This window comes from Nonomuraea helvata, from assembly GCF_039535785.1.
Classification (GTDB): domain Bacteria; phylum Actinomycetota; class Actinomycetes; order Streptosporangiales; family Streptosporangiaceae; genus Nonomuraea; species Nonomuraea helvata.
Map to the genome: position 1 here is coordinate 1698761 of NZ_BAAAXV010000009.1, position 20613 is coordinate 1719373.

Sequence of the window (20613 nt, forward strand, 5' to 3'; positions counted from 1 at the left end):
CGGTCAGCCGTACGGGCCGCCGCGTGAGCCAGGCCGTACGGCCTCGGCGAGGGCGTCCGCGAGCGGGTCCACCTCGTCGGCTCGCAGGAGCGCGACGGTGACGCGCAGCGCGGGTGGCGTGCCGATGCGGTTGCGCGCGCCGGGTGCGGCCGCCCAGCCGCGGGCCAGCAGGCGGGTGATCGCGGTGGCCTCGTCCGCGACGGGGACCCACACGTTGAGCCCGCTGCGCCCGTGCGCGCGGATGCCGCGCCCGGCGAGGGCCGTCACCAGTCCGTCCCGGCGCCGCGCGTACGAGGCCGCCACCGCCGCCGTGTCCACCGCGCCCGTCTTCCAGAGGTACGCGACGGCGCGCTGCAACAGGTGGCTGACCCAGCCGGCGGCGAGCCGCTGGCGGCCGCGCAGGCGGTCGAGCGTGACCGGGTCACCGGTGATCAGGGCGACGCGGAGGTCGGGGCCGAAGGCCTTGGCCGTCGAGCGGGTGACCACCCAGCGCTGCGTGATGCCCGCCAGCGGGTGCAACGGGAGGTCCACGAAGCCGGAGCCGTGGTCGTCCTCGACGAGCAGCACGTCCGGATAGGCCGCCAGCAGCTCGCGCAGGGCATGAGCGCGTTCGCCTGAGACGGCGGCGCCGGTCGGGTTCTGGGCGCGGGCCGTGATCACCACGGCGCGGACGCCCGCGCGCAGGGCCCGGGCGAGCTCCGCGGGCAGGGGACCCTCGTCGTCGAGCCGCATCGGCACGGGACGCAGCCCCATGACGGCGACCAGGTCGAGCAGGGCCGTCCAGCCGGGATCCTCCACGGCCACCGCGTCGCCGGGGCGCAGGTAGGTGGCCAGCACGCGTTCGACCGCGTCGAGGGTGCCCGAGGTGACCGCCACCGGCGCGTCCGGGATGCCGTCCGCGCGCATGCGCTCCCCGGCCAGGGCGAGCAGCTCCTCGTCGTCGCCCGTGCCGTACATGGCGGGCCGCTCCTCGTGTGCGCGGGCCGCGGCGGCGAGGGCGTCGCCCAGCCGCGGCAGGAGAGCTGGATCCGGGTTGCCCTTGGACAGGTCGCGCACGCCCGGGGGCACCTCGATGCGGATCTCCTCCCGGAACGTGCTGGCCGGGCGCGGCCTGACCCGGGTGCCCCGCCGCCCGGCGGTCTCGATGACGCCTCGCTCGCGCAGCAGCCGGTACGCGGCCGCCGCCGTGCCGGGGCTGACCCCGGCGCCGGCGGCCACCTCGCGCACCGGGGGGAGCATCGCGCCTGGTGGCAGCCGCCCCTCGGACACGGCGAGCTCGACCCCGGCCGCTATCTCGCTGGCCGTCCCACCGCTAATCAGGTACGTTTCTGACACAAAATCCATTATGTACTAATACAAAGAGGTACGGATGCTCATTCATCCTTGGGACGCGGCAGACGACACCGGCGAATGGCAGACCTGGCTGCGTACGCGTGACTTCGGCCAGCTCACCGCCAACGGCGTGAACGGCGGCCCGCCGGTCGTGGTGCCGACACATTTCCTGTTCGACGGCGACGAGGAGATTGTGCTCCACCTGGCCAGGCCCAATCCGATCTGGGCGGCGCTGGAGGCCAACCCGGCGACGGTGGTGAGCGTGCACGACGACTACGCCTACATCCCCTCGACCTGGCGCTCCGACTCCCCCGACGACGGCGTGCCGACCAGCTACTACGCCGCGGTTCAGCTCACGTGCCGGGCGCGGATCGTGGACGACAGGGAGGGCAAGGCCGACATCCTCCGCCGCCAACTGGCCCACCACCAGCCCGACGGCGGGTACGGCGAGATGGCCGCGGACGCCGGGCCGTACCGCAGGATGCTCTCGGCGATCCGGGGGCTGCGGCTGGAGGTGGTGGACGTGCGGGCCAAGTTCAAGTACGACGACCGTCGGCCGGTCGAGCTCCGCGAGCGGATCAGGGACGCGCTCACCGGCCGGGGCCTGCCGGGGGACGAGGGAGCGAAGGCGCAGCTGATCAGGCGGATGACCCGGTAAAGTGCCAATTAATTTAGTTTCATGTGAAATTGCTGGTCACCAGACTGAACGTTAAGATGACGGCATGACTGCGCAGGACGGCCCCGATCGCGAGCAGGTGCTCGCGTGGGTCGAGCGGGTGGCGGCGTTCGTCTCCCAGGAGTGGGGGCTCGCCCCGATCACCGGCCGCGTCCTGGGCTGGCTCATGGCCTGCGACCCGCCGGAGCAGACCGCGAGCGACATCGCCGAGGCCATCGGCGCGAGCCGCGCGTCGCTGACGACGAACATGCATCTCCTGACGTCCGTCAAGCTGATCCGGCGCTTCCGCAAGCCCGGGGAGCGGAACGTCTACTACCAGATCGAGGACGACGCCTGGTCCAAGGTCATCCGGCAGAAGCTCGCCGCGTTCACCGCGTTCGACGAGCTGGCGGAGGAGGGCCTGCGGCTCGGCTGGACCGACGAGGCGCAGGCCAGGCGCATCGAGTCGGCGAGGGAGGCCATCGCCTCCCTCGCCAAGGTCCTCGACCAGGCCTCCGGCTGACGCCCTGAGCGGGCTCCACAACTGTGGATAACCGGCTCGCCCTGTGGATAACTTCAGCCGCGCGCGGCCCGTATCCGCGCCGCCCGACGCCCGCCCGCTGATGGCCCCACGAGGCTCCAACCCCGGCAGATGCCGTAAAAGCAGGGCCTGACGGACTCCTCGTGCCACCCGGGAACCCTCCACGCTCCGATACACAAACCGTTACCCACACCCTGTGGATGAAGACGGCTTGTTGTGGATCACCAGTGCCAGTACGAGCGGGCCTCGGACAGCCAGTCCTTGGGGAAATACTGCTGGATCTTGAACGCCATGCCGAGGCCGCGGGCGATGTACTGGTCACGCTCCAGCTTCCTGGTGATCGGCTTGCCCGGCTCGCCTTGGTTGTCCCACCAGGATTCCCACTGCTTGACGCAGGTCTTCGCGCCGAGATACCGGTTGGAGCAGGGGGCGGGCGGCGACCAGATCTGGGTGTGGCCGAAGTCGACGACCTTGCCCGACGACTGCTCGGTGATCGTCCCCCACGCCTTCAGGCAGTATCCCTGCGCGGGGATGTCCCACTTCACGTAGTGCTGCTGTCCGGAGGTGGCGAACGTACGGAGGTTGCCGCACGTCGCGTCGCCGATCTGCTCCTCGGTGACCCTCACCGTGTAGTACGTGCCGTTGCCCCGCCACCCGTCCAGCATCAGCCAGTCGCCGTCGCGGACGAACTTCTCCGCGTAGTCCGGCGGCCATGCCTTCGGGTCGCCCCAGCTGATCTCCGATGTCGTGGACGACAGGGGCTTCCACGCCCACTGCCCGCCCACCTGCCCGTCGGCCCAGTGCTGCCCGGCACTGCGCTCCGCGAACAGGGAGTACTGACCGTAGTTCTCCCCCGCGCGGGCCGGACCGGTCATCCCCGCGAGAGCCGTGATCATCGCCGTCCCGGCGACGAGGAACGGCCTCGCCCCTACCTTCTGGATCTTCACCGGCAGCACGGTATCGAGCCCGACGCGGAGGTCGAGCTCAGATCGAAAATCTTCGAAGCGTCCTATTCCGGCTTCGGGGCCGGGCGGAGGAGGAACGCGACCCCGTCGTGCTGTGGGGTCTCCACCACGAGTCCGGTGCCGGCCAGCGCGTTCGCGATCAGGTCCCGGTCGCCGGACCATTGCAGCGCAAGCTCGTCCACCAGGTCGCCGTAGGCGTCGAAGCAGGACGTGTGCGACTGGGTGGTCCAGAAGACGGCCTTGGGCTCCTGGCCGTCCGGGGTCGCCTCGTGGACCTGCTGCCAGGCTCCGGAGGCGGTCGGCCAGAGGTCCGGCTCGGCGACGTAGCCGCGCGCCGCGAGCCGGTCGAATGCCCGGACGATCCGGCACAGGTCGGAGGACCGGTCGCCGGCCAGGCAGGTCACGACGCCTTCCTCCGGCTTGTTCAGGCCGTGGACCGCGGCGAAGAGCGCGTCCATCGCGGCGTCGGCCTGCCTGCCCAGCTCGTCGGCGTCCATGTCCAGCAGCGCGTCGTAGTCCTCGCGGTCCGCCTGTCCGGGAACGGAGACCACCAGGCCCTCCCGGGCGAACGACGCCTGGATGTTCGAGGACAGCCCGCCCCGCCACGCGATGGGCACGTCCCTGACCAGCGCGCCGTCCGGGGTGAAGTAGCCGTCGAGGTCGGCGGCCGGGCTCAGCAGGCCGCTGGTCTCGGTGTCGGAGGCGAAGAGCTTGGCGTCGACGATCTGCCAGCCCTCGTGCTCCAATCGGCTGAGAGCCTGGTCGAAGCAGTCTCGCTGCGACCGCTGCTGGGAGGCCTCTTCGAGCGCGTCGGCCAGTGTGTCGGCGATCTCCGCGCGGCGCTGTTCGAGGAACGCGCGTGTCTCGGCGATGTGGCTCCGGCTCAGCAAGGTGTCCATGACCATGGACCACCAGGCCTCGGCCTCGCTGAAGGCGTCCGGATCGAGCTCCTTCAGCGAGAGCCACAAGTCCTGCGTGTAGCTCTGACCGACCTCCAGGGACTCCCCGTTCAGTGCCTGCTGGCGCAGTCTGAGCCGGTAGAGGAACTCGACGAAGTGCTCCAGGGAGCTGTTGACCTTCTCCGCCTGCGGCTCGTCGTCCATCGAGAGCAGCCCGACGACGCCGTTGCGGATGTCGAGGAAGTAGCGCATGCCCGAGTCGCCGGAGGTCCCGCCGAGCGTGAGGACGTTGACATCGCCGTGGCCCGTCCTGAACACGACCAGCGAGCCCACCCGCGGTTCGGCGGCGATGAAGGTGGTGAAGGCCAGATCCGCCCGTACCGGCAGCCCGACCTCGGACAGAATCCGCACGTCCGCTTCCGACAGTCCCTGCTCGCGGCACCGCTCCGCGTCCATCAGCAGCAGGCCCTCGTCACCGAACGCTTCGACCATCTCTTCGTGCGTGACCACGATTCAGCACCTTGTCGTCGAGGACGTCACTCAAGAGCCCCTAAGCGTAGGGGATCTTGAGCTCCCAGCGGACCTCCCCGTCGTGCCATCGGTCGGTGGGGCGCAGGCCGGCCGAGCCGGCGACGGCGGCCGAGGCCGCGTGGTCAGGGTGGATGTGCGCGATGACCGTGCCGATCCCCTCGTCCGTGAGGTGCGCGACCAGGGCCTTGGCGGCCGCGGTGGCCAGCCCGCGGCCCTGCCAGGGCGTCCCGATCACCCAGGCGATCTCGGCGGTGCCGCCCTCGATCGTCGCCTGCACGTACCCGACCAGGCACTCTTCCTCCCGTGACCAGAGCACCCAGTTGCGCCAGCCGGGTGGCCCGGCGGCCAGCCGTTCGTAGCGGGCGCGCAGCTCCTGCGCGGTGAGCGGGACCCCGCCGGTGAACGTGTGCAGGGCGGGGTCGGACAGCACGCCCGCCATCTCGCCGGCGTGCTCCGGGCGCAACGGGAGGAGTACGAAGGCGGGGGTCTCAATACGGTCCACCCGGCCACGATATTCACCGACTAGCCGGAGGCGAGATCGCGGCGGCGCAGGCCGTACAGACCGAGGATCATCAGCACCGCGGCGATCGCGGTCAGCACCACTGTGGCCACCGGGGCGAAGGCCCCCAGCGGGTGCCAGGGAAGGTGGGACAGCACCGACGTGTTCACCACCCATTCCGGCATGTTCATGTAGGACCCCAGGACCTGCACGAATCCGCTGTACACGAGCACGGCCCAGGCCGCGGCCATGGCCCTTGGGGCCAGCCCGAGCAGCGCGGCGGGGATGGCGAGCAGCACCAGCACCTCCGGGGCGCGGATCAGGCTCGCCCAGAAGGCCTCCCCCACGAGGCTGGTATCGCCGGTCGACAGGGCGGCGCCGATGCCGAGCGCGCCACCGTACACCGCCGGCAGGACGACCACGGCGAGCGCGGTGACCAGCACGGACGACCAGTACCACGTCGATCTTCCGGTAGGTCCGGCCAGCACGGGGCCGATACGGCCGCGCACCTCCTCCGCCCGGAGCCGGATGACCGACAGGACCCCGAAGACGCCGGTGTAGAGAGAGCCGGTGAACACCATGAGACTGATCCAGGCTCGCCCGAAGTCCGCGTCGGCGGAGAAGATGGGGAGATTGGTCTGCTCCATTCCCCCGGTCATGGCGCCCAGGACGAGACCGATGGCGAGGAACGCGGCTCCCCACCCGGCGATGGCCCCCTGCTGGAGTCGCAGAGCAAGCCTGAACGGCGTGCGCAGCCAGGAAGGCGCCGAGGGCCGGCCAGGACGCGGGGCCATCAAGGAGGCGCCGAGATCCCTGCGGCTCGACAGGGAGTAGGCGCCCATGATCAGCAGTAGGGCGAAGAGCAGCGAAAGGCCGAGCGGCCACCATCGCTCGTCGGCCAGCACCCGGGTCTGCTGTGACCAGCCGATCGGGGACAGCCAGAACAGCGGACCGCCCTCCTGGCTCTGCAGCGCCCCCGCGCCGCGCAGGAGCCAGACGGTGAAGAGCGCGATGCCCGCGAGCCCGTTGGCGCCTCTGGGGTGCTCGGTGACCTGCACGGCGACCGCGGTGACCCCGGCGAACACCAGCCCGACCGCGGCGAGAGAGGCGCCGAACAGCAGTGCGCTGCCGACGGGGAACCCGATGCTGATCGTCGCGGCAGTGGTGAGGACCGCGAGCGCGGCATTGCTGATCAAGGCGGTGATCAGCGCCCCCGTGAGCTGCGCGTGGCGGCCCACGACGGCCGCCCGGATGAGTTCGGCCCGGCCGGTCTGCTCCTCTGCCCGGGTGTGCCGGGTGATGAGCATCATGTTCATGATCGCGGCGGCCAGCAGGAACTCGACCCAGTAGGCGGCGAGGAAGTAGCTCTGCGTGGTGACGTCGCCGAAGAGCGGCCCGCCGAGCACCCTCATGAAGGAGACGCGGATCATCTGCGAGGCCTCGGCCAGGGCCTCAGGCGTCGGGACGACCGCGCTCACGGCGGCGTTGTAGAAGCGCGGGACCATGACCGTGATGGCGACCAGCCAGATGGTGAGCTTGATCCGGTCGCGGCGCAGCGCCAGCCGTACCATGGTGCCGGTGCCGGTCAGGTGGCTGCCCGCCGGGCTCGTTCCGGTACGGCCGCGCGCCGGGGAAACCGTGGCGGTCATGCCGCCTCCTTGCGCTCGTAGTGCCGGAGCATGAGCTCCTCGAGCGTCGGCGGGTGGCTGACCAGCGAGGTGATGCCGAACGTGGTGAGGTGCCTGATGGCGGCGTCGAGGTGTTCGGCGTCCACGCCGAACCGCACGCTCACCCCCTCGACCTTCGCGTCGTGGATGCCGGGTAGCCGCTCGAGGCCAGTGACCGGGGTGGCGGTGTCGGCCGCGACCGTCGTCCGGGTCAGGTGCCGCATCTGCGCCAGCGTCCCCGACTCCACGGCCTTTCCGTCCCGGATGATGGTGATCCGGTCGGCGAGGGTCTCGACCTCGGAGAGGATGTGGCTGGACAGCAGGATCGTCCGGCCGGCGGCTTTCACCTCGGCGACGACCTGCTGGAACACCGCCTCCATGAGCGGGTCCAGCCCGCTCGTGGGCTCGTCGAGGATCAGCAGCTCCACGTCGGCGGAGAGTGCGGCGACAAGTGCGACCTTCTGGCGGTTGCCCTTGGAGTACGTCCGCGCCTTCTTCTTCGGGTCGAGCTCGAACCGCTCGATCAGCTCGTTCCTGCGCCGGTCGTCGAGCCCGCCGCGCAGGCGGCCGAGCACGTCGATGGCCTCGCCTCCGGTGAGGTTGGGCCAGAGCTCGACGTCGCCCGGCACGTACGCCAGCCGCCGGTGCAGCGCGACGGCGTCGGCCCAGGGGTCGCCGCCCAGCAGCCTGGCGCTGCCGGAGGTGGCTCGGATCATGCCCAGCAGGACGCGGATGGTGGTGCTCTTCCCCGCCCCGTTCGGGCCGAGGAAGCCGTGCACCTCTCCGGTGTTCACGGTGAGGTCGAGCCCGTCGAGGGCATGCGTCGGCCCGTACGCCTTGACGAGCCCGGAAATGGCGATGGCAGGAGTCATGGGTTTCTCCGAGTTGCGGTTGCTCATGCGAGGCCGGTGACCCGTGCGTCGAACTCTCGGTCGGAAAGGGACCTGTTGAGCTGCAGGAGGGCTTCGGCCTGCCAGCCGACGACGTAGCGGGTCTCCGGCCGGTCCGACTCGACCGCCTGCCGGATCGCCGCCGCGACGACGCCGGGGTCGGAGGCCGGGCCGCCGTCCATCGGCGTCTCGGCCGCGCGTGCCATGGCCTCGGCCATCAGCCCGTACGGCCCGTTCCCGGAGATCTCCCGCAGTTGCCGCGCGGTCCCGGCCTCGAAATCGGTCTTGATGATGCCGGGCTGGATGACGACGACGTCGATGCCGAACTGCCTGGTCTCCATGCGAAGCGTGTCCGAGAACGCCTCCAGGGCGTGCTTGGAGGCGTAGTACCAGGCGCCGAGCGGAAAGGCGAGCTCCCCGCCGATCGAGGACACGTTGACGATCGTGCCCGATCCCTGCCGGCGCAGCTGCGGCAGGACGAGCTGGATCAGCCGGGCCGGCGCGAACAGATTGATCTCGAACTCGTCCCGCGCCATCTCCAGCGGCGTGTCCTCGACGGCGCCGTGCACGACGGCTCCCGCGTTGTTCACCAGGACGTCGATCCGCTGGTGTTCGTCCAGGATCGTACGGACGACCCGCTGGCGGTCTTCTTCCTTGGTCACGTCCATCGGGAGGGAGTGACCGCCCGCTTCGCGGATCGCCCCCATCCGGTAGGCCCGCCGCGCCGCGCCGTACACGATGTGTCCTGCGCGCAGGAGCTCGAGTGCGGTGGCGTGGCCGATACCGGATGAGGCGCCGGTTACGAGGCATATCTTGGCAGCCATGTCAGGGTTCTCCTGAAGATTCGCGGGCTACGCGTCCCAGGCGACCGGGAGCTGGTGGACGCCGTAGACGATCATGTCGGTGCGCAGGGCCAGGTCCTCCGGCGAGGCGGCCAGGCGGAGGGTCGGAAATCGGCTGACCAGGGCGGGGAGCGCGACCTGCAGTTCGACGCGGGCCAGCTGCTGGCCGATGCACTGGTGGACGCCGTGGCCGAACGCGACGTGCCCGCCGGTCGGACGGAGCAGATCGAGGGTGTCCGGGTCGGCGAAGTGCTGCGGGTCGCGGTTGGCCGCCGGGATCGAAACGGTCACCGTTTCGCCCGCTTTGATCAGCTCGCCACCCAGTTCTACGTCCTCCAGAGCAGTGCGGGAGGTGAACGGCGCAACGCTCAGATAACGCAGCAGTTCTTCGACGGCACTCTCGGCGATTCCAGGATCGGCCCGCAGAGCGGCCAGCTGTTCCGGGTGTTGCAGCAGGGCGTAGGTGCCCAGGGCGAGCATGTTGGCCGTGGTGTCCAGCCCGCCCGCCAGCAGCATGAAGCCGAAGTTGATCAGCTCCTCATCGGTGAGGTCGCTCCTGGTCAGGCCGCTGAGGATGTCGTCAGTGGGGTCGGCGCGTTTCTCCGTCACCAGCTCGCCGATGAAGCCGCGCATCGCCGCGGCTGCCGCTCCGATCTCCTCGCGGGAGGCGTCCAGCCGGGCAAGGCCCAGCGCGTGGGTTTCGAAGCGGGCCCGGGCGGCGTAGGGCACGCCGAGCAGCTCACAGATCACCTGGGCCGGGATCGGATGTGCCCACGTCTTCACCAGGTCCACCGGAGGGCCCGCCTCTTCCATGGCGTCCAAGCGCTCGGTGGTGATCTCCTGGATCCGCTCGGCGAGCACGCGCATGCGACGCACGGTGAACTCGCCGGTGAGCAGGCGACGGTACCGGGTGTGGTCAGGTGGGTCCATCAAGGCAAACACGCCCGGCGGAGCAGGCTGATTGGACCTGGCGACGGCGGTCAGCGGTGAGTGTTGCAGCTCGCTGCGCACGCTGAACCGTGGGTCGGCGAGCACGCGGCGGCCAAGGGCGTGGGTGGTCACCACCCATCCCAGGTGCCCGTCCGGGTAGCTCAGCCGGCTCAGCGGACGCTCTTCCCGGAGCTGTGCGAGTCCGGACGGAGGATCGAAGGGGCGCTCCGTGGTGCGCTCTGTCGGCAGCGCGGGCACGGGGTTCGGCAGGGTCATCTCGGTTCCCTCCGCGAGAACGGCGATCGTTCACGCACCAGGGAAAGTTACGGATGCGTTTGAGAATTCAGCAAGCAGGAAACCATGTCAGCGCAGCTCAGGCCGGAGAGACTGGCGCAATAACAGTGTTGGCAAATGCAACAACCCGGGTTCGGCGTGTAGCGATGACGTATGCCTGAAGGCATACTTGTGCGCCCCGAGACCAGGGAGGGCGCATGCCGCGAGGCCACCTGACGTACGAGGACCGCCGCAAGATCGCCGAAGGGCTGGCGGGGAAGCTCCCCTACGCGGAGATCGCCCGTCGGCTGGGGCGGCCTAGGTCGACCATCGGCCGTGAGATCGCACGCAACGGCGGCCCGCACGGCTACCACGCGGCCCGGGCGCAGCAGGCGGCCGAATGGCGCGCCCGCCGTCGGCCGAACCCGCCGTCGGCCGCTCCGGCGAGCGCGGATGTCGACGGGCGCGACCCCCAGGCGGTACGGGAACTCGAGGAGAGACTCACTGCGAGGTTCGGGGGGATACCGACGATGGCGGCCAGGGTGATGGCCTGCCTGTTCGTCAGCGATACCGGCCACATGACCGTCGCCGAGCTGACCGAGCGGCTGGGGGTCAGCCCCGCGTCGATCTCCAAGGGCGTCGGCTGGCTGGAGCAGGTGGGACTCGTCAAACGCGAGCGCGACAACCGGCGTGAGCGGTACACCATCGACGCCGACGTCTGGTATCGGGCGTGGTTGGTGGGCATGCGGTCGATGACGCTGTGGGCCGACACCGTACGGGACGGCGTCGACGTCCTCGGTGCCCACACCCCGGCCGGCATCCGGCTCCGGACGGCCAGCCGGTTCTTCGACCTCATCAGCTCCGACATGGCCCAGGCGGCCGAGCACTACCGGCGGACGTTCTCCGGCGACGGCGGGCGGCCGCAGGGTCAGGAGAGCACCTGGTAACCCGCCTCCGCGATCGCCTCGCGGACCTGCGACTCCTGAAGCAGCGGCCCTCCGCTCACCGTGACGCGACCGCCGGTCACGTCCACCTCCACCCGCTCGACGCCCCGCAACGGCAGGACCTGCTGCCGGATCGTCGAAGCGCAGTGCCCGCAACTCATTCCCGATACCGCGACGGACAGGGTCATTGACGTGAACCTTTCCCTGGAACGGCCGAGCGCCGCCTGTGGATGGAGATACGCGATCCAGGGCTTCCGGGTTCAGCCTTCAGCGGGTCCCGTGAGGGGGAGCAGGCGGTCCACGAGCGTGTCGACGTAGTCGTGCGTGAGGGGGCCCGCGCCGAAAAGGATGCGGATGTACATGGGGGCCAGGATGTGGTCGAGCACCTCCAGGACGTCCGGCGGCTGTTCGCCTCGTGCACGGGCCCGGTCGAGCATGGTCTGGAGTTGGCTGGAGCGCTCGGCGAGGAACGCGTCGCGCGCCCGCATGCCGTCCTGACCTGCCGTGGACAGGGCGATGACCAGGCGCAGCACGGCCGGCCCGTCGGGCCCGGTGACGTCGCGGGCCACGTTGGCGGCGTAGGCGCGCAGGTCGCCTTCCAGGCTTCCGGTGTCGGGGATCGGGGACGTGGCGGTCAGCCAGGTGATCGCCACGTCCATGGTCAGCGCCTCGAGGGTGCCCCATCGGCGGTAGATGCTCGTGTCGGCCACACCGGCGCGGTTCGCCACCTCGCCGACGGTGAAATTGCCGTACCCGCGCTCGGCGACCAGGTCGGTGACGGCCTGGTGCACCGCCGCGCGGACGCGGGCGCTGCGGCCTCCCGGCCGTCGGGTCCGCTCTCGGTCCGTCTCCATGCCCCTTAGATTAACGCAGTTCATACTTGCGTTTGTGGCGTGTGTGAGTCGGCCGCCGGATTTCGACTGTTCGCCTCGCGGTCGGTGATCGGTCAACAGCCTGTCACGCGGCATCGATGGACTCGGGCGGATGTATAGCGCCCTTTGGAGAGGAACCAACCTCGATGTCCGCTTCTGAGAAACCCGAGGTCGTGACGCGGCGGCGGCTGCTGGCCGTCACCGGTGGGCTGGTCGGCGCGGTCGCCGTAGGCGGCCTGACCGGTCCGGCCTGGGCCGACGACCGGCGCCCCGGCGGTGGCCGCCGGCGCTGGCTGCCCGGCGACCACCATGTGCACAGCGAGTTCAGCGTCGGCTACGACAACTCCACGACCCCGCCCAAGCCGATCCTCGGCGGGGACGCGATCTACCCGTTGTCGGTCAACGCGTCGCACGCGCAGCAGTTCGGGCTGGCCTGGATCGTGTCCACCGACCACGGCGGCCCGCTTCTCCAAGCGTGACCCGTTCCCGGCCGACCCCACCTTCGACACCGAGCAGAAGATGCTCGAGGCGTTGCGGGTGATGCGGCAGCTCCCGCACAAGCCGCTGCTGTTCGCCAACCACCCCGCCCGCTCCGCCACCGGGCTGGGCGTCTACGGCCAGGACACCCCGGCGGAGTTCCGCAACTGGCACGACACCGCGCCGGAGATCGCGCACGGCTTCGAGGGCGCACCCGGCCACCAGGCCGGATCGCTCAACAAGGACGGCAGCGTCAAGCCGGACGGCGAGCGTGGCGGCTACGGCAACTACCCCACGATGGGCGGCTTCGACCAGATGACCGCGCGGCTCGGCGGTCTGTGGGACTCGCTGCTCAGCGAGGGCCGCCGCTGGTGGATCACCTCCACCTCCGACTCCCACAGGCACTACAGCGACGGCGGCAGCGACTTCTGGCCGGGCGAATACTCCAAGACGTACGTGTACGCGGGCTGGGACTACGCCGACATCCTCGACGGCCTCCGCGGCGGCCGGATCTTCGTCGTCATCGGCGACCTGATCGACCAGCTCGACCTGACGGTGTCCCGCACCGGGGAGGCCCAGGGCCAGGCCGACGGCAACACGGCGACCGTCGGCGAGACCCTCCGGATGCGCGGCGGCGACCGTGACGCCGAGGTCGAGGTCCGTTTCCGGGTGCCGCGTACGCCCAACGCCAAGGGCGAGCGCCCGCAGGTCAACCGCCTCGACATCATCACCGGGCGGATCACCGGGCCGGTCCAGGACCGCTCCGCCGACACCAACCCCACCACCAAGGTCGAGGCCCGCTACGGCCCCAGCCAGTGGCGGCGCCAGGGCGACGAGATCGTCGTCCGTCACACGCTGCGCGACATCGACGGCCCCATGTACGTCCGCGTCCGCGGCACCAACACCGCCGAGCTCGAGCCCCAGCCCGACCCGCACGGCTCCGACCCGTGGGCCGACCTGTGGTTCTACTCCAACCCGGTGTTCATCGAGCGCTGACGGCAACCCGCCTTCGTACCGGCCGGCCGGACGCGGCTGCCGAGCCGCGCCCGGGTCCGGCGCTCGTCACGGCCGCAGGGCCGCTCTGCCGAGGTCGGCGACTTCTTCGTCACCCGCCCGCTCCAGGAAGCAGTGGTCGAGCTCCTCAGCTCCCCCACCTGGGAACGGCACGTCCGCACCCTGGCCGCGGCACTGCGGGAGCGGTGCGGAGCACTGGCGGCCGCGGTCACGCGCGAGCTTCCCGACTGGACCCTCACCCGTGTCCCCGCGGGCGGGCTCCACCTGTGGGTCCGCCTGCCGACTCGCGTCCGCCGCACCGGGCCCCTTGACCCGTGTGGGCGCGGCGACCACCACACACCGTGGATGCGATGAATACTGATCGTCATGCGCGTCGATTTCGATCCCGAGGCCATGGGCGGTACGGCCTTCTTCAGGTTCCTGACCTCGGTCGTCATCCCGCGCCCGATCGCGTGGATCTCCACCGTCACACCGGACGGAGCCGTCGAGAACCTCGCCCCGCACTCCTTCTTCAGCATCGCCAGCACCGACCCGCCGATCGTGCAGTTCACCTCGATCGGCCGCAAGGATTCCCTGCGCAACGTCGAGGACACCGGGGAGTTCGTCGTCAACTTCTCCGCCGAACCTCTGCTGCACCTGATCAACTCCACCGCGACCGACTTCCCGCGGAGCGTCAGCGAATTCGACTTCGCCGGAATCGAACGCGAGGCGAGCCGTCATGTGCGGCCGCCCAGAGTGGCCGCCTCCCCCGTCGTCCTGGAGTGCCGTTCGCACACCACCCTGCGCATGGGCAACTCCACCTTGGTCTTCGGCCGGGTGTTCCTCGCGGCAGTGCACGAGGACTACGTCGTCGGGGGCCGACCTGACGCCGAACGACTGCGTCCGCTGACCAAGCTCGGCGCGGACGAGTGGGGAACGCTGGGCTCGATCCTGCATCTGAGCCGCATCCCTTACGAGGAGCCGCAGCCCGCATGAGCGTCCTCAGCTCACCGCCCGCTTCACCAGCTCGCTGATCCGGGTCTCCACCTCGGGCGTCACCTCGGTCAGGGCGAAAGCGGCCGGCCACATCGTGCCCTCGTCCAGCTTCGCCGAGTCGTTGAACCCGAGCGTCGCGTAGCGCGACTTGAACTTCGCCGCGCTCTGGAAGAAGCAGACGATCTTGCCGTTCATCGCGTAGGCGGGCATCCCGTACCAGAGCTTCGGCGCAAGGACCGGGGCGCTCGCGGTGATGACGGCATGGACGCGCTCGGCCATGATCCGGTCCGAGTCCTGCATCTCGGCGATCTTCGCGAGCACGTCCCGCGCCTCCTCCGCGGCCTTGTCCGCCGCCTTGTCCGCGCGTGAACTGCGGCGCACCGCCTTCTTCTGCTCCTGGGCGTGCTCCTTCATCGCGGCCCGCTCCTCGGCCGTGAATCCCTCGTACGTGCTGCTCTCGGTGTTGCTCATGACAGAGTTCTCCTTTGAAGATCCTGGATATTCAGCGAAGGACCTGGTGGTCCCGCCGCGTGCATCAGACGGTTGCGGTCTCCCAGACGAACCCGTCGGGGTCGGTGAAGGTCCCGGCAGCGCCGGCGATCACGATGCGGTGCGATCCGGTGCCCTCCTGGGGCATGCCGGTGTCCTTGGCGAGGGCGCGGCGAGGGTAGAGGGCCAGCGTGACGGCCGACGACGGGGTGTCGAACTCGACGTACTTGCCGCCGAAGCTCTTCGCCACGGTCAGGCCGCGGTCGACGTAGAACCGCTTGCTCGCCTTGACGTCCGCCACTCCCAACAGGAGCGCCACCTGGTCGACCTGCCGGGTGGCAGGGCCGGTGTCCTTCTTGTTCGAGGTCGCGATCTTGCAGATCGTTCCGTCCGGGGCGCGTACGACGCCGCCGTAGCCCCAGAAGCTCTTGGTGGCCGGCTTCAGCGTCGTTGCGCCGGCGTCGAGGGCGGCGCCGACGAAGGCGTCGACGTTGCCCGGCTGGGACACCACGAGTGACAGCGCGAACCCACGGAAGCCGGTCGTCGGCGCGTCCGAGGCACGTACGTTCACAAAAGAGTCCAGCCCGAAGGCCTGGTAGAAGGCGTCGGCGGCCGTGAGGTCCGGAACTTCGAGGATGACTGAGCCGAAGGAGGTCATAGCGGTTTTCCTTATGAACGAAGTGGGTTTGTCGTCTTGTAGGCGGCGGACCTGGCAGGGTGGGCCGGCGCTCACCGGTCCTGCAGGAGCCCGAGGACGTTGCCGTCGGGGTCGATGACGGTGGCCACCACGCGACCGGCGCCGACCTCGTGCGCGGCCTCCTTCACGGTGGCCCCCGCGGCGGTCAGCTCGGCCAGCTTCGCCTCGATGTCCGGTACGTGCCAGTAGACCACCGGCGAGGTCATGCCCTGCGGCCCACCGCCCGGCACCAGTCCGACGTGCTGGCCCTCGAGCTCGAAACCGACGTAGTAGGAAGACTCGACATGCGGCGGGATACCGAGCAGGGCCGCGTACACCGCCTTGGCCTTCGCCAGGTCGGACACCGGGTGCAGCACCGTCTTGATTCCCAGGTTGGAAGACATGGTCGCTCCTGTGGTCGTGGGCCCCATCGACCCGCTGTGTTCGTATGCACAGCTTTCCTGCCGGCCCCACTGACCCGCATCCGTGGCGACCACGGAACCGTCCACGGATCGACGGCACGGATCGCACGACGGCCACTACGGATGGAGCCCGGCGGAGATACGGCAAACTGTGACAGTGACCGCAGTGCTGGACATTTCTCCTCGGGAAGCCGAGGTACTGGAGCTGGTCAGGGCCCATCTCAGCAACGCCGAGATCGCGGCACGACTGTGCATCTCCGTGCGTACCGTGGAGAGTCACGTCTCCTCGCTGCTGCGCAAGCTGGAGGTGCCGGATCGACGGGCGCTCGCCCAGCGTGCGCCCGAGCCGGTCGGCACCGGCCCGTCTCGCCCGGCACCGGTGCTCCCGGCCCCGCTGACCTCGTTCATCGGCCGGGTGAGCGAGCGGGCCGTACTCACCGAGATGCTCAAGGAGCACCGCCAGGTGACCGCGGTCGGTCCCGGCGGCGTGGGCAAGACCCGGCTCGCGCTGGCGGTGGCCGCGGAAGCGGCCGGCGAGTACTCCGACGGGGTGTGGTTCGTCGACCTCGTCCCGGTCACCGACGCGGGCATGGTCGCGGCCGCGGTCGCCGGTGCGCTCGGCCTCGGTGAGCAGCCCGGCCATGGCATGACCGAGTCCGTGCTCGCCGCGCTGGCCGACCGTCATACCTTGCTGGTGCTGGACAACTGCGAGCAAGTGGTGGACGGGGTGGCGCTGTTTCTCGAGCGGCTGCTGGCGACGTGCCCTCGAGTGACGGTGCTGGCGACCAGCCGGGCCCGGTTGATGGTGCCGTTCGAACGGGTGTATCCGGTCCCGCCGCTGTCGCTGGCCGTCGACGGCGAATCGGACGCGGTCGCGTTGTTCATGGAACGGGCGACGGCGGTCGGCTGGCCGCTGGACCCTCCACTGTTCGAGCACATCGCCGAGATCTGCGAGCGGCTGGACGGAATGGCGCTGGCGATCGAGCTGGCCGCCGCCCGGTATCCCACCCTCGGACTGGATGGCATCACCACTGCCCTGTCCCACCCGCTCCGGATGCTCACCGGCGGCTCCCGGGCCGAAGACCGGCATCGCTCGGTACGGGCGGCGCTGGACTGGAGCCACGCCCTGCTGGAGCCGGCCGACCGGGCGCTGCTGCGCCAGGTGTCGGTGTTCGTGGCGCCGTTCACCGCTGCCGCGGCGGCGGAGGTGTCCGGGTCCGAGGAAGGTCTGGTCGCCGACGGGCTGGCCCGGCTGGCCGAACAGAGCCTGCTGGTGGTGACGGCCTGCCCGAGCGGGACCGGGTACCGGGCGTTGGAGACCATCAGGCAGTACGGGAAGGAACGGCTCACCGAGGCCGGTGAGCTGGCCGAGACCCGATCCCGCCACCTTCGCTGGTGCCTGGCCGAGGCCGCCGGCCTGGCGGTGGTGGGAGCGGACTGGCGGGCCCGGTTCGACGCGGTCGCGGACGACCTCCGCGCCGCCCTGGCGTGGGCGGCCGACCAGCCGGAGCAGCGCGCGGATGCCCGCCGCCTCGCCCGGCACCTGGCGGAGCTGACGTTCACCCGTCACCTGGTCGGCGAGTCCCAGGGGCGTTATGAGCAGGCCGCCGCGCTCGCCGACGATCCCGCCGCCACCGCGTCGATGCTCCGGCATGCTGCGGCCGTGGCCGGCTGCCGGATGCGCGGTGATGACATGTACCGCCTGCATCTCGCGGCCGCGGAAGCCGCCCGCCGCGCCGGGGACACCGCCGTCGCCGCCTGTGACCTGGCGACCATCGCCACCAACGCGTACCGGTTCGCGAGCAAGTTCGCCAGGAAGCTGCCTGCGGAGGAGACGGCCGCGCTCATCGCCCAGGCGCGGGAACTGGCCGGCGCGGACCCGGCGGCACAGGCCGCGGTGGCGTTGGCCGAGGCCGCGCGGGAGCTCAACGACGCGATCGGCGCCGCCCACGGCCAGCCCGACGACTCCGGACCGGAGAAGATCGCCCGCGCCGAACGGGCCGTCGAACTGACCCACCGTGCGGGTGATCCGCTCGCCGAATCCGCCGCGCTCGATGTGCTGACCGGCGCCCTGAGCTGGGCCGGTGACGCGTTCGCCGCCGCCGCCACGGCCCGGCGCCGGATCGCGCTGCTGTCGTCCGCACCGAACACGCCGGCCGCCACCCACGAGCTGATCGAGGCGCTCGGCGAGGCCGCCGAGGCCGGCCTCGGCACCGGCGATCTACCCGGGGCTCGCCGGTGGGCACGGCAACTCGCCGATCATCCGTTGCTGGCCGAGGTCGGCCACCGCGCCACGAGCTGGCTGCTGGTCGCCGACGCGCTGGCGGGCAACGTCGACCAGGTGCTCAGCGGCAGCATCCGGTTCCTCGACGCGTGGCGGCGGGCCGGCAGCCCTCCCACGTCAGCCCTCGGCCCGGCGGTGGCCGCGGTGGTGATGATCCACAGCCTCCGCGACGACCACGACGCGCGGCGCGAGTGGGGGACGGTCCTGGACCAGTTCGGCACCACGCCGGAACATGCCTACGGCTACGGCGCGGTCTTCGACGCGATGCTGCTGCTCCACCACGGGCAGGCATCGGAGGCTCTGGAGCGGATGGCCTCTGAGGCCGGCGAGGTGTGGAAATGGGTCACCTGGATCTGGCTCCACTGGTACGTGGCGCTGCGCTCGGAGGCCACCGTGCTCGCCGGGAGCATCGACGCGCGCGCCCGTCTGGCCGACGCCCGGACCGTCACGGCCGGCAACCCGGTCGCCCGTGCCATCGTGGAGCGTGCCGAAGCCCTGCTCGACAACGACCGGGAGCGACTGCTCGCCACGGCGGACGTCTTCGACGCCGCCGGCTGCCGGTACCAGTCGGCACGGACCCTGGTGCTCGCGGGCGGTGACCATGCCGCCCGCGGCGCCGCCGCTCTTGCCGAGCTCGGCCTCACCCCGATGGCCCTGACCTGACCTCTTGAAGCGGATGGATTGCGCTTCATGGCGCATACCGCTAACTTGGAATGGTCGTTCCAAGATAGGAGGTCGGCGGATGCCGGACGTCAAGCACTTCGATCCCGACGTGGCGTTGGACCAGGTGGTGCGCCTGTTCTGGGAACGCGGCGCCGATGTCACCGGCATCGCCGAGGTCACGCAGGCCACCGGGCTGAGCCGCTCCAGCCTGTATGCGACCTTCGGGGGCAAGGAGCGGCTGCAGGCCGCCGCGCTGCGCCGCTACCTGGAGCGGCAGTCACGGCCGGTGTTCGACGCGCTGGCCGCCGACGAACGTGGCCTGCCTGCTGTCGCCGGCTTCTTCGAGCGACTGGTGGCGGCACGCTGCACCGGTGAGCACGCCCGCTGGGGCTGCCTGGTCACCAACACGCACACCGGCGCCGCCCGCGAGGCTCCCGAGGTCCGGCAGGTCCTGGATGCCCACCACGCCGCCCTGCGAGCGGCGATGCGCGCCGCGCTGGAGGCGGCACGCAATCGCGGTCAAGTACGGCCCGGAACGGACCTGGAGGCGGGCGCGGAGACGCTGGCGCTGCTGGCCTACGGGGTCAACCTGCGCTCGCGGGCCGGAGCCGACGCGGCCGGGCTGCTGGCGGGCGTCCGCGCCGTACTGGATGGTTTCACCCACACCGAGGAGAGATGATGATCGATTTCCGTGTCTACAACGAGAGCGACGCCCCCGAGGCGGCCCGCCCGATGCTGGAGGCCGCCAAGAAGCGCATGGGGTTCGTGACCACGCTGAACGGCGTGATGGCCGAATCGCCCGAGCTGCTGGCCGGCTACAACGCCCTGGCCGAGCAGTTCGGCAAGTCCTCCCTGCCCGGACCGGCCAAGCACGTGGTGTGGATCACCGCCAGCGTGGAGAACGGCTGCGAGTACTGCGTGGCCGCGCACTCCACCCTGGCGTTGCGCGCCCGCGTCCCGGCCGATGTGGTCGAGGCCCTACGGACGGGCAAGCCGCTGCCGGACGCCGCGCTGGAGGCGGCCCGGCGCCTCACCCAGGTGATGGTCGCCCAGCGCGGCTGGGTGGACGACGCGGAGATCGAGGCGTTCCTGGCCGCCGGCTACACGCGTCGCCACGTGCTCGACATCGTCCTCGGCGTGGGGATGAAGACGCTGTCGAACTACACCAACCACATCGCCCACACCCCGCTGGACCCGGCCTGGCAGGGCCAGGAATGGACCCGCGATCAGCCACAGGTCTGAGTCTGATCCCGCGTCCGTCTCCGGGCGGCCTCGGCGGCGTCCTGCTCCGGTCGCACCTCAGGCGGCCTTCGCGTTGATGGCGACCGAGATGTTGCCGCGGGTCGCCTTGGAGTACGGGCAGATCCGGTGGGCCGCGGCGCCGAGCTCGTGAGCCGTCTGCTGGTCCACGCCTCCGAGCTCCAGGTTGAGCACGGCGCTGAGGCCGAACTCGCCGTCGTCGCCGTGGTGCAGGGTCACCTCCGCCGTGATGGCCGTGCTGGTCAGCCTGATCTTGCGTTGCGCCGCCGCCCTTCTGACGGCGCCCAGGAAGCAGGCGCCCCAGCCCGCGGCGAACAACTGCTCGGGGTTGGTGGCCCCGCCCGCTCCCCCGAACGCCTGCGGGATGGCGAGCGTGGTGTCGAGGAGACCGTCGTCGGCCTGGATCCGGCCTCCGTTGCGGCCTTCCCCCGTGACGGTGACGACCCCGGTGTAGCTGGCAGCCATGGCTCTTCCCTTCTGAGCAGGTGAAAACAGGCCCGGGAACACATCTCG

At 70.6% G+C, this 20613-nt stretch carries 23 protein-coding genes; 9 read left to right on the plus strand and 14 right to left on the minus strand.

Going from position 1 to position 20613, the window contains the following annotated elements; translation table 11 throughout:
* Positions 1–3: 3 nt before the first annotated feature.
* A complete protein-coding gene (locus ABD830_RS41055) occupies positions 4–1335 on the minus strand; it encodes an aminotransferase class I/II-fold pyridoxal phosphate-dependent enzyme (RefSeq protein WP_344999582.1) in 1332 nt (443 codons plus the stop codon).
* A gap of 34 nt (positions 1336–1369) precedes the next feature.
* Between ABD830_RS41055 and ABD830_RS41060 the strand changes: the two genes are divergently transcribed.
* The gene (locus ABD830_RS41060) at positions 1370–1990 is read left to right on the plus strand and encodes an FMN-binding negative transcriptional regulator (RefSeq protein ID WP_344999584.1); all 621 of its coding nucleotides are present in this window, start codon (positions 1370–1372) and stop codon (positions 1988–1990) included.
* Between the two features lie 64 nt (positions 1991–2054).
* The gene (locus ABD830_RS41065; RefSeq protein ID WP_344999586.1) at positions 2055–2510 is read left to right on the plus strand and encodes a GbsR/MarR family transcriptional regulator; all 456 of its coding nucleotides are present in this window, start codon (positions 2055–2057) and stop codon (positions 2508–2510) included.
* Positions 2511–2749: 239 nt separating this feature from the next.
* Here ABD830_RS41065 and ABD830_RS41070 read toward each other — a convergent pair whose 3' ends face one another.
* From ABD830_RS41070 to ABD830_RS41100, 7 genes are all read right to left on the minus strand, one after another.
* Positions 2750–3475: a hypothetical protein gene (locus ABD830_RS41070; protein WP_344999588.1), complete on the minus strand. Its 726-nt coding sequence runs from the start codon at positions 3473–3475 to the stop codon at positions 2750–2752.
* Positions 3476–3537: 62 nt separating this feature from the next.
* Complete coding sequence (locus ABD830_RS41075) at positions 3538–4902, minus strand: SUKH-4 family immunity protein (RefSeq protein WP_344999590.1); 1365 nt, start codon at positions 4900–4902, stop codon at positions 3538–3540.
* A 40-nt stretch (positions 4903–4942) separates the two neighbouring features.
* Entirely contained in the window at positions 4943–5425 is a 483-nt protein-coding gene (locus tag ABD830_RS41080; protein WP_344999592.1) for a GNAT family N-acetyltransferase, read from the minus strand.
* Between the two features lie 20 nt (positions 5426–5445).
* Complete coding sequence (locus ABD830_RS41085; RefSeq protein ID WP_344999594.1) at positions 5446–7071, minus strand: ABC transporter permease; 1626 nt, start codon at positions 7069–7071, stop codon at positions 5446–5448.
* Complete coding sequence (locus ABD830_RS41090) at positions 7068–7961, minus strand: ABC transporter ATP-binding protein (RefSeq protein WP_344999596.1); 894 nt, start codon at positions 7959–7961, stop codon at positions 7068–7070. The genes ABD830_RS41085 and ABD830_RS41090 overlap by 4 nt, the downstream gene beginning before the upstream one ends.
* 23 nt (positions 7962–7984) lie before the next feature.
* Positions 7985–8803 carry an oxidoreductase gene (locus tag ABD830_RS41095; RefSeq protein ID WP_344999598.1) on the minus strand — a complete coding sequence of 273 codons (819 nt, stop codon included), beginning with the start codon at positions 8801–8803 and terminating at the stop codon, positions 7985–7987.
* A 27-nt stretch (positions 8804–8830) separates the two neighbouring features.
* A complete protein-coding gene (locus tag ABD830_RS41100) occupies positions 8831–10027 on the minus strand; it encodes a cytochrome P450 (RefSeq protein WP_344999600.1) in 1197 nt (398 codons plus the stop codon).
* A gap of 215 nt (positions 10028–10242) precedes the next feature.
* Here ABD830_RS41100 and ABD830_RS41105 point away from each other — a divergent pair, with 215 nt between their 5' ends.
* Positions 10243–10971, plus strand: a complete 729-nt coding sequence (locus tag ABD830_RS41105; RefSeq protein WP_344999602.1) for a GbsR/MarR family transcriptional regulator — start codon at positions 10243–10245, stop codon at positions 10969–10971.
* On the opposite strand, the gene ABD830_RS41110 is transcribed toward ABD830_RS41105, so the two are convergent.
* Together ABD830_RS41110 and ABD830_RS41115 are read right to left on the minus strand one after the other, a co-directional pair.
* A complete protein-coding gene (locus ABD830_RS41110) occupies positions 10953–11156 on the minus strand; it encodes a heavy-metal-associated domain-containing protein (RefSeq protein WP_344999604.1) in 204 nt (67 codons plus the stop codon). The two genes, ABD830_RS41105 and ABD830_RS41110, sit on opposite strands and share 19 nt — an antisense overlap.
* Positions 11157–11228: 72 nt before the next feature.
* A complete protein-coding gene (locus ABD830_RS41115) occupies positions 11229–11822 on the minus strand; it encodes a TetR/AcrR family transcriptional regulator (protein WP_344999606.1) in 594 nt (197 codons plus the stop codon).
* A gap of 164 nt (positions 11823–11986) precedes the next feature.
* Here ABD830_RS41115 and ABD830_RS41120 point away from each other — a divergent pair, with 164 nt between their 5' ends.
* The 3 genes from ABD830_RS41120 (at position 11987) to ABD830_RS41130 (ending at position 14306) form a co-directional block, all read left to right on the plus strand.
* Complete coding sequence (locus tag ABD830_RS41120; RefSeq protein ID WP_344999608.1) at positions 11987–12319, plus strand: hypothetical protein; 333 nt, start codon at positions 11987–11989, stop codon at positions 12317–12319.
* 40 nt (positions 12320–12359) lie between these two features.
* Positions 12360–13313, plus strand: a complete 954-nt coding sequence (locus ABD830_RS41125; protein WP_344999610.1) for a CehA/McbA family metallohydrolase domain-containing protein — start codon at positions 12360–12362, stop codon at positions 13311–13313.
* 384 nt (positions 13314–13697) lie between these two features.
* Positions 13698–14306 (plus strand): flavin reductase family protein, encoded by a 609-nt coding sequence (locus tag ABD830_RS41130; protein ID WP_344999611.1) that lies wholly within the window; start codon positions 13698–13700, stop codon positions 14304–14306.
* A 6-nt stretch (positions 14307–14312) separates the two neighbouring features.
* Here the strand turns inward: ABD830_RS41130 and ABD830_RS41135 are convergent, their stop codons facing one another.
* The 3 genes from ABD830_RS41135 to ABD830_RS41145 form a co-directional block, all read right to left on the minus strand.
* Positions 14313–14777: an iron chaperone gene (locus tag ABD830_RS41135; RefSeq protein WP_344999613.1), complete on the minus strand. Its 465-nt coding sequence runs from the start codon at positions 14775–14777 to the stop codon at positions 14313–14315.
* Between the two features lie 64 nt (positions 14778–14841).
* Positions 14842–15453, minus strand: a complete 612-nt coding sequence (locus ABD830_RS41140) for a VOC family protein (protein WP_344999615.1) — start codon at positions 15451–15453, stop codon at positions 14842–14844.
* 71 nt (positions 15454–15524) lie between these two features.
* Positions 15525–15875: a VOC family protein gene (locus ABD830_RS41145; protein ID WP_344999617.1), complete on the minus strand. Its 351-nt coding sequence runs from the start codon at positions 15873–15875 to the stop codon at positions 15525–15527.
* A 175-nt stretch (positions 15876–16050) separates the two neighbouring features.
* Here ABD830_RS41145 and ABD830_RS41150 point away from each other — a divergent pair, with 175 nt between their 5' ends.
* The 3 genes from ABD830_RS41150 to ABD830_RS41160 all read left to right on the plus strand — a co-directional run bounded on the left by ABD830_RS41150 (position 16051) and on the right by ABD830_RS41160 (position 20082).
* Positions 16051–18840, plus strand: a complete 2790-nt coding sequence (locus ABD830_RS41150; RefSeq protein ID WP_344999619.1) for an ATP-binding protein — start codon at positions 16051–16053, stop codon at positions 18838–18840.
* Between the two features lie 79 nt (positions 18841–18919).
* Positions 18920–19519 (plus strand): TetR/AcrR family transcriptional regulator, encoded by a 600-nt coding sequence (locus tag ABD830_RS41155; protein WP_344999621.1) that lies wholly within the window; start codon positions 18920–18922, stop codon positions 19517–19519.
* Positions 19519–20082, plus strand: a complete 564-nt coding sequence (locus tag ABD830_RS41160; RefSeq protein WP_344999623.1) for a carboxymuconolactone decarboxylase family protein — start codon at positions 19519–19521, stop codon at positions 20080–20082. The genes ABD830_RS41155 and ABD830_RS41160 overlap by 1 nt, the downstream gene beginning before the upstream one ends.
* 57 nt (positions 20083–20139) lie before the next feature.
* Here the strand turns inward: ABD830_RS41160 and ABD830_RS41165 are convergent, their stop codons facing one another.
* A complete protein-coding gene (locus ABD830_RS41165; protein ID WP_344999625.1) occupies positions 20140–20565 on the minus strand; it encodes an Ohr family peroxiredoxin in 426 nt (141 codons plus the stop codon).
* Positions 20566–20613: the final 48 nt, after the last annotated feature.

Coding starts and splice junctions, on each gene's coding strand:
- ABD830_RS41060 (WP_344999584.1), top strand. CDS start 1,370: ATGCTCATTCATCCTTGGGACGCGGCAGACGACACCGGCGAATGGCAG.
- ABD830_RS41065 (WP_344999586.1), top strand. CDS start 2,055: ATGACTGCGCAGGACGGCCCCGATCGCGAGCAGGTGCTCGCGTGGGTC.
- ABD830_RS41085 (WP_344999594.1), bottom strand. CDS start 7,071: ATGACCGCCACGGTTTCCCCGGCGCGCGGCCGTACCGGAACGAGCCCG.
- ABD830_RS41090 (WP_344999596.1), bottom strand. CDS start 7,961: ATGACTCCTGCCATCGCCATTTCCGGGCTCGTCAAGGCGTACGGGCCG.
- ABD830_RS41095 (WP_344999598.1), bottom strand. CDS start 8,803: ATGGCTGCCAAGATATGCCTCGTAACCGGCGCCTCATCCGGTATCGGC.
- ABD830_RS41100 (WP_344999600.1), bottom strand. CDS start 10,027: ATGACCCTGCCGAACCCCGTGCCCGCGCTGCCGACAGAGCGCACCACG.
- ABD830_RS41105 (WP_344999602.1), top strand. CDS start 10,243: ATGCCGCGAGGCCACCTGACGTACGAGGACCGCCGCAAGATCGCCGAA.
- ABD830_RS41110 (WP_344999604.1), bottom strand. CDS start 11,156: ATGACCCTGTCCGTCGCGGTATCGGGAATGAGTTGCGGGCACTGCGCT.
- ABD830_RS41115 (WP_344999606.1), bottom strand. CDS start 11,822: ATGGAGACGGACCGAGAGCGGACCCGACGGCCGGGAGGCCGCAGCGCC.
- ABD830_RS41120 (WP_344999608.1), top strand. CDS start 11,987: ATGTCCGCTTCTGAGAAACCCGAGGTCGTGACGCGGCGGCGGCTGCTG.
- ABD830_RS41125 (WP_344999610.1), top strand. CDS start 12,360: ATGCTCGAGGCGTTGCGGGTGATGCGGCAGCTCCCGCACAAGCCGCTG.
- ABD830_RS41130 (WP_344999611.1), top strand. CDS start 13,698: ATGCGCGTCGATTTCGATCCCGAGGCCATGGGCGGTACGGCCTTCTTC.
- ABD830_RS41135 (WP_344999613.1), bottom strand. CDS start 14,777: ATGAGCAACACCGAGAGCAGCACGTACGAGGGATTCACGGCCGAGGAG.
- ABD830_RS41140 (WP_344999615.1), bottom strand. CDS start 15,453: ATGACCTCCTTCGGCTCAGTCATCCTCGAAGTTCCGGACCTCACGGCC.
- ABD830_RS41145 (WP_344999617.1), bottom strand. CDS start 15,875: ATGTCTTCCAACCTGGGAATCAAGACGGTGCTGCACCCGGTGTCCGAC.
- ABD830_RS41155 (WP_344999621.1), top strand. CDS start 18,920: ATGCCGGACGTCAAGCACTTCGATCCCGACGTGGCGTTGGACCAGGTG.
- ABD830_RS41160 (WP_344999623.1), top strand. CDS start 19,519: ATGATCGATTTCCGTGTCTACAACGAGAGCGACGCCCCCGAGGCGGCC.
- ABD830_RS41165 (WP_344999625.1), bottom strand. CDS start 20,565: ATGGCTGCCAGCTACACCGGGGTCGTCACCGTCACGGGGGAAGGCCGC.